The sequence below is a fragment of the Colwellia chukchiensis genome (assembly GCF_002104455.1).
GTDB classification, from domain to species: Bacteria; Pseudomonadota; Gammaproteobacteria; order Enterobacterales; family Alteromonadaceae; genus Cognaticolwellia; species Cognaticolwellia chukchiensis.
In genome coordinates this window covers 179306-186632 of the sequence record NZ_NBOC01000006.1, presented here as the reverse complement: position 1 = coordinate 186632, position 7327 = coordinate 179306, and the positions used below count along the sequence as shown (strand labels likewise).

Annotated in this window: 5 protein-coding genes and 2 rRNA genes; 5 read left to right on the top strand and 2 right to left on the bottom strand. The window is 39.3% G+C overall.

Translation table 11 applies throughout. The features are described from left to right. The 3 genes from B6K83_RS09520 to folD form a co-directional block, all read left to right on the top strand. Window positions 1–108: ribosomal RNA gene (locus B6K83_RS09520) — 23S ribosomal RNA — on the top strand; the annotation flags it as partial. Window positions 109–306: 198 nt separating this feature from the next. Further along, window positions 307–421 (top strand): 5S ribosomal RNA (gene rrf / locus B6K83_RS09515). 714 nt (window positions 422–1135) lie between these two features. After that, on the top strand, window positions 1136–2020 hold the full coding sequence (gene folD, locus B6K83_RS09510; RefSeq protein WP_217639063.1) for a bifunctional methylenetetrahydrofolate dehydrogenase/methenyltetrahydrofolate cyclohydrolase FolD: 885 nt from the start codon (window positions 1136–1138) through the stop codon (window positions 2018–2020). A gap of 39 nt (window positions 2021–2059) precedes the next feature. On the opposite strand, the gene B6K83_RS09505 is transcribed toward folD, so the two are convergent. Continuing rightward, window positions 2060–2536, bottom strand: coding sequence for a GNAT family N-acetyltransferase (locus B6K83_RS09505; protein ID WP_085284678.1), 477 nt, complete (start codon window positions 2534–2536; stop codon window positions 2060–2062). A 186-nt stretch (window positions 2537–2722) separates the two neighbouring features. Next, on the bottom strand, window positions 2723–2989 hold the full coding sequence (locus B6K83_RS09500) for a hypothetical protein (RefSeq protein WP_085284677.1): 267 nt from the start codon (window positions 2987–2989) through the stop codon (window positions 2723–2725). Window positions 2990–3196: 207 nt separating this feature from the next. Between B6K83_RS09500 and B6K83_RS09495 the strand changes: the two genes are divergently transcribed. Further along, window positions 3197–4537, top strand: coding sequence for a DEAD/DEAH box helicase (locus B6K83_RS09495; RefSeq protein ID WP_085284676.1), 1341 nt, complete (start codon window positions 3197–3199; stop codon window positions 4535–4537). A gap of 338 nt (window positions 4538–4875) precedes the next feature. Beyond that, on the top strand, window positions 4876–7308 hold the full coding sequence (locus B6K83_RS09490) for a tetratricopeptide repeat protein (protein WP_085284675.1): 2433 nt from the start codon (window positions 4876–4878) through the stop codon (window positions 7306–7308). The last annotated feature ends 19 nt before the right edge of the window (window positions 7309–7327 follow it).

Sequence of the window (7327 nt, the reverse complement as noted above, 5' to 3'; positions counted from 1 at the left end):
TTAAGCTCCCTAAAGGGTCGTTGGAGACTACAACGTTGATAGGTTGGGTGTGGAAGTGCTGCGAGGCATTGAGCTAACCAATACTAATTACCCGTGAGGCTTAACCATACAACACCCAAGTGGTTTTCACGTAACTGTTGCAGACAGTTACCTGACTTCCTCCATCCATGGAGGTCGTGTATGAGTTTGACAAAACGTGTAGTAATACACATCACGTACATATCGTGTGAATAAGAATTAAAATGTATTTATAAAAGCTTTCAAGATTGTAACTTGTTAAGTGTAATATCTAACAAGAAAATTTTGTCTAGCGACAATAGCACTGTGGAACCACCTGATCCCATTCCGAACTCAGCAGTGAAACGCAGTAGCGCCGATGGTAGTGTGGGAGTTCCCATGTGAGAGTAGGACATCGCTAGGCTTCTCATTAAAGAAACCCGTAGCTAAGGCTACGGGTTTTTTGCTTTCTGGGAGTTAATAGACCGATTATTTCCTTAATCGCGTTTTATCGTAACGAGCGTTAAATTTCATTTCACCTGATGGACTAAAGTCCAACCTAAAAAGGGCCTGTGCGTGATTCAGGTGATAGAGTATTTGTCTTGTAGGTCGGACTTCAGTCCGACAACTGGTAAACAAGCGATTATTAACGTGATAGGCCACAAGCATTTACAGTAGGTACTTTTTCCCAAGCGTTTATCGTCAATTTATATTGAAAAAAACGTTAAATTTCATTTCACCTGATGGACTAAAGTCCAACCTACAAAGGATCTGCGGATGTTTATTTTACATTAAGTCATTGTTTTGTAGGTCGGACTTCAGTCCGTCTTCAGTAAAAACCAAAACCAACCGTGCCATATATCGTATAAAATCGAAACTTTTTCGAGCTCAGTAATGATATACAATAACGCCAGTTGTTATAGGCACTTAAGATTTAGCGAAATTCAAATGTCTCGGTATTGACTTCTGGGCTATTCGACATCTTTCCCCTTTCAGAATATGCTCGCCAGAGAGATGTCGTAAAGGCTGGGGTGTCTATTGCTTTTTGATAAGAAAGCTTATCAGTTAGAGCTAAACACGATAAATATAAGGTGAATGTGTTATGTTTATAACAATTTTTTAACCCGAATATATGTGAATAACAATGACAATTATTGATGGCAAGTTAACTGCAAAAAACTTACGAGAGAAACTAGCGATTGAAGTAGCAGAAATGAAATCTGAGTATGGCGTACAGCCTAGCTTAACCGTAGTCATGGTTGGCGATGACCCAGCTAGCCAAGTCTATGTAAAAAACAAAGTACAACAAACTCAAGCTATAGGCATGATTTCAAGCGAAATTAATATGCCAGCAAACTGCTCGCAATCAGTATTGTTAGATCAAATAAAGGCTTTAAATCATGATAGCAGTGTTCACGGCATACTGGTGCAGTTACCGTTACCGCATCATATTGATGAAAGTGCAGTAATTGCTGCCATCGACCCGAATAAAGATGTGGATGGTTTTCACGCTATCAATAGCGGACGTTTATTTAATGGTGATTTAGGGGCAATGGTACCTTGCACACCGCAGGGTTGTGTGTTGTTGATTAAACAACATTTAGGTGGTGATTTGTCTGGTAAACATGTGGTAGTAATCGGTCGCTCGAATATTGTTGGAAAGCCAGTGGCAATGTTGCTATTACAAGAAAATTGCACTGTCACTATTACCCATTCTCGCACGCGTAATTTACCGGAAGTTTGTCGGCAAGCTGATATTGTTGTAGCGGCTGTTGGTATTGCTGAGTTTGTTAAGGCGGATTGGATTAAAGAAGGTGCGACTGTGATTGATGTTGGAATTAATAGAGTTATAACCCATGATGGCAAATACAAGCTCGTTGGCGATGTCGATTATCAGGCTGTTATAGAAGGTTGCGGAGCAATTACTCCTGTACCGGGTGGTGTTGGGCCAATGACGATTGCATGCTTGCTAAAAAACACCTTACTTGCCGCACAAGCTACTATCTCGAAGCGGTCTGTTTAATACATTCGCTAATGTCTCTGCTTTACGCTAAAAGCAAGGCTAGTTGTTAGTAGCGCTATAAAGGTAACAGTTTAACTGCGGTTGTTGTTTGCAATAACTATAGTACTTGGCTTGTAGTGGCACAGGTAATCTCGGTATATCTGTTAGTGGATCACAATAGCGAAAGTTATTGGCGAGATAAAACTTATGCAATTGGTTATCGGCAAAGCAGACGATATAGGGATAGTTAGGCCTGATAGTTGGCGATTGAATTGTATGCAGGAGTGTTCGAGCAAGCCCACAGTTACGAAAACCGATGTCGGTCACTAATGCGTGCAGCAACCAAAATTGTTGTTTTTCTTTGCCTGCAGAGATCATCGAGCAGGCAATTATTTTATTATTATGCTTAATAAAGTAACAGTCATCCTGACCGATAAAGCGCGCACGGTAATTTTGGCCTTTATAAAATCTTAAGATATCTTTTTTATCAATTTTCGATGCTTTTGTTACCGAGTATCGAGTACTTTCAAAGTTCATGGATTGCGTTATATTAAAACAGAGTTAAAAGTTGCTAAACAGTAGCACGACAGCATAAACCTCAGGCGTGAAAATGCAAACACTATCAAGTTAGTTTAAGAGACTACCGTTTAATTGGATGAACTTGACACCGCACTAATGACTCAATGTTACAACGCAATAACGAGTTGGGTAAGTCGGCGCAATTCATTTCACTAAGTTATTACGCGCTAAGCCACGACGAATATTTTTACAAAGTTTAGCTAAGCGTGTGATATCACCAAACAAAGGGACTTCATTGTTTTTTAAACGGCTTTCCCATTCACATAGTTCAGTATCTGCAAGCTCAAGCAATTTTTTCGGACAACCAACACATTTGCCAGCGCAAATCTGGGCATCAGGTAGATCAAAAGGGAACTCATAACGCACCTGCTGGATTAGCTCTAGCATCGCGATTTGCCGGTTTGGCTTCATGATAATAGACCGTTAGCTCATAAATTTTTACAGCTTACAGAGATTATTAACTAATGTTTTTGCGTTAGCGCAAATAATGTACAAGTATCTATATTTTGGCTTCATAAAATATTTGTTAGCTAATAAAAATAAATCACTAATCAAGCACCTTTACAGGTTATAATGGCACAAAGATTTATTTATAAGATCAGCTAATGGAGCGTAAGTTTGGAGTTTAGTGACTTTGGTTTAGATAGAAAAATAATGTCAACGGTAGAGCACTTGGGCTTTAATAAGCCGACAGAGATCCAGCAACAGGCTATTCCCGCCGCTATGACAGGTCAAGATTTGATCGCATCTTCTAAAACTGGCTCAGGAAAAACCTTAGCATTTATCATTCCTGCAATGCAGCGGTTAATGAAAAATCGTCCATTAAGTAAACGAGATCCGCGTGTTGTTATTTTAACGCCAACGCGTGAGCTAGCTAAACAGGTGTTTAATCAGTTAAGAATATTTACTGCCGGCTCGCAGTTTAAAGCTGTGTTAATACTTGGTGGAGAAAACTTTAATGACCAAGTAAAAACCTTGGCCAAAGACCCGCACTTTATTGTCGCTACACCAGGGCGACTAGCAGATCATTTAACGCAACGGCACTTTCACCTCAATGGGTTGGAGTTATTAATTTTAGATGAAGCTGATCGCATGTTGGATCTTGGCTTTGCCGAGCAACTAAACCAAATAAACCAAGCCGCGGATCATCGAAAACGCCAAACCTTGATGTTTTCGGCAACCTTAGATCACGCGCAGGTCAATGACTTTGCTTTAGCGTTATTAAAAAAGCCGAAACGAATCGCCATTGGTAGCGCACACACCGAGCACAAAGACATCATTAAACGCTTCTATCTTTGTGACAATTTAACACATAAAGAGCAGTTACTGACCCATTTGATCGCACAAGAAGATCATCAACAAATGATTATTTTTACCGCAACACGGGCCGACACGGATAGATTATCTACTATGCTGACAAACCAAGGTTTAAGTACGGTTGCGTTAAGTGGTGAGTTAAGTCAGAGCCAACGTAATCAAATCATGGCTGGTTTTAGTAAAGGCTTACAAAAAATATTGATCACCACAGATTTAGCGTCAAGAGGGTTAGATTTAGTTAATGTTTCTCATGTCATTAACTTTGATATGCCCAAACATACAGAAGAATTTGTGCATCGAATAGGGCGTACTGGTCGAGCGGGGAGTAAAGGCTTTGCGATTTCTTTGGTTGGTCCTAAAGACTGGTTAAGCTTTAAAAATGTTGAGGGCTTTTTACAGCAAAAACTAAAGTTTGATGTTATCGATGGCTTAAAAGCTAAATTCAAAGGTTTGAAAGCTAAACAGGCACCAACAACGAAAAAAGTTAAAACGGCGAAAAAGCCTGCAGTAACTAATCAATCAGCGAAAGCGAAATCGGTAGTTAGAAAAAGCTTTTTAGCGCAAGACGCAGGCGACTTACCGGTATTAAAACGCAAGCAAGCCATTGCGCCGCAAGATATTGACAGCGAAGAAAGCAAGTAACTGTTAAATATATAAATCTTCATTGCGCTAGCGTAAACTGGCGCGCACACCCATTATTCATTCTTACAACCTAGCTGCTTGTTTAAGGGCACTGAGCCTTAAACAAGCTTATCATTAAGATAAGCCAAGCTTTTAAGCTAACACTCGAATTTAAGTCGATGTTTCAGCTTTGCTAAAGTCATGTCAACATGCATTTTTAAAGCACTTTATTGTCAGCGCCACTCGCTATTTTTAATATTGTCAACAATACTGATAACTTGCTTTTACTCCCATCAACTAAACATTTGAAAGAGTTGCTTATGGCTCAATGTGCTCTTTTGTTGTAAGGCTAATATTACATGACAGCGAGAGATGAAACAGAAGCTGGAGTGTCATTAAAAAGCACAAAGCGACACTTCGTTGTGGATACAGAATTACACCTAGGTTTTCAATTAGGTCATGTGACCATTGAACCTGATTTAGGTGTCGTTATACGTCAGGGACACAGATATCATTTAGCTCCTAAAGCCATGGAGGTGTTATTATTTTTAGCATCAGCTAATGGCGAAGTGGTTTCGCGAGAGCAAATTTTAGCGTTTGCTTGGGGTGACAGTAACGCAGCTAAAACAAATGTTACGCATGTTATCAGTGAAATACGCCATGCCCTTGATGATCACAAAGAGTGTCCAACATACATTCAAACTATCCCGAGAAAAGGTTATCGAATGTTGGTGCCAACGCTTAAACGTAATGCCAACAGTATTTGGCCATTTCCCATGGATCAGTTAGACGAAGCTGATGGTACAGACAAAAAGTGGAAATTATCATTTTCGTTGTTAAAGAGCAGTCGTTTACTCAATGCCAGCGCAGCATACTTGGTGGTATCGTGGTTACTCTTACAAGTATTTTCAATTGTATTTCCAATTTTTGATGTTCCTAGTTGGGGCGGCAAAGTGGCAACATTAGGCTTAGTTATTGGCTTTCCTATTGTGATCAGTTTTCAATGGTTTAAAGAATTTAAAATACGACAAAAATTTGCCAAAGAGCACAATAAAAAACAACAATTTTTTTATCGCCAGCTTGCTGTTGATGGTTGTTTTGTATTGATTATTTGGTTTGCAATCTCTTATATATCAACCCACTTAATAGATAAAATAGAAACAGAAAGCCGCTTGGCAACTGAGAATGGTCAACTTGAAGAACTGGCGCCAACTGCAAGCGTTATTGATAATGCTGTGGCGATATTACCATTTTCCACATCCAATACCGACGCGCAAAAATTGTATTTTGTTTCGGGTATACAAGAAGAACTAATCAATGCCTTAGCCACCAAGCCAACCTTTAAAGTCGCGTCAATTAGGGCTATTAATAGCGTAGAGCCAAATGCAAGCATAGCTAAGATTAGAGACACATTAGGGGTCAAATACATTATTGAAGGGCGCGCTAGCTTGCGACAAAATAGGCTGAATATCAATACTATAATGACGGATGTTGAGACCGGCTTTCAGGTGTGGTCAGAGCAATCTCAAGGTGAGCTAGACCAACTTGTAATGCTGTATAGTCAGCTCTCTAGAAAGGTGGCTAATGCTTTACATTTACTGATTGTGGGTAGTCAGTCAGTGGGTAACACCAATTACATGCCGACAAAAAGTTTTACTGCCTATGATGCTTATTTACAAGGCAAAGAAAAATATCGCAGCTCGAAAAACATCAACACATTAAACGCTGCTGAGCAGTTATTCATTAAGGCGTTGCAAATTGATCCAGACTTTGTTCAAGCCTCTTCGGCTTTATGTCAGACGTATTTAGATAAATATATTCTCAACGATGATACTCAAGAGTACGACAAAGCGTTAAATGTTTGTCAAATGATTGCAACCAATGACACAGTCTCCTTTGAGTCACAAATAGCTTTAGGGACACTTTACCGTGTCAATGGCCAATACCAAAAAGCAGAGCAGCACTTAAATAAAGCTAAAGCCATCAAACCTGATACCAGTGAGGTTTATATTGCATTAGCGGATTTATACGCGAAATTAGAGCAAACAGAGCAAGCAGAGCGTTTATATCAACAGGCTATTGGCTTAGAGCGGGGCAATTGGAAGAACTATTACGACTATGGCTTATTCCTATTTTATTCGGGGCAGTATCAACAAGCGATTAATCAATTTAAAAAAGTTATTTTGATTAATAATAACACTGCCATGGCTTTTAATGCGCTAGGCGCTGTTTACTATATGGTCTTAGATTTTGAACAAGCGAATATTGCTTGGTCTAAATCGCTGGCAATAAAGCCAACATCATTAACCTATTCCAATTTAGGTACGGTATTGTTTTTTATGCAGCGCTTTGAAAACGCAGCTGAAATGTATTTACAAAGTGCTGAATTGTCACCATTAGATCCCGTAGTTTGGGGCAACTTGGGAGATGCTTATAAATATAGCGCTGAAGAAGCGTTGGCTCAATCGGCGTATAAAAAAGCCCTGCAACTAGCTCAAAAAAATGCCGAAATTAATGATAAAAATACCAACTTACAAGCACAGATAGCCCGTTATTATTCAGAGCTAGGTATTTGTCACCAAGCTCAAAAGTATCAAAATCTTGTTTTAAAAAGTAATAATCAAGATCCTTACCTGTTTTATGATCTTGCTGTTGTAGCCATTAACTGTACTGATGAAGAAAATTTGCGGTTGTTTATTGAACGCGCGGTTGCTTTAGGTTATCCGACTGCGCTTTTATTGGCGGATCCGCAGTTTTACGACTATAAAGATTGGTTAATAGAATTTCGTTAAGTTAATTATGTCGACAAAG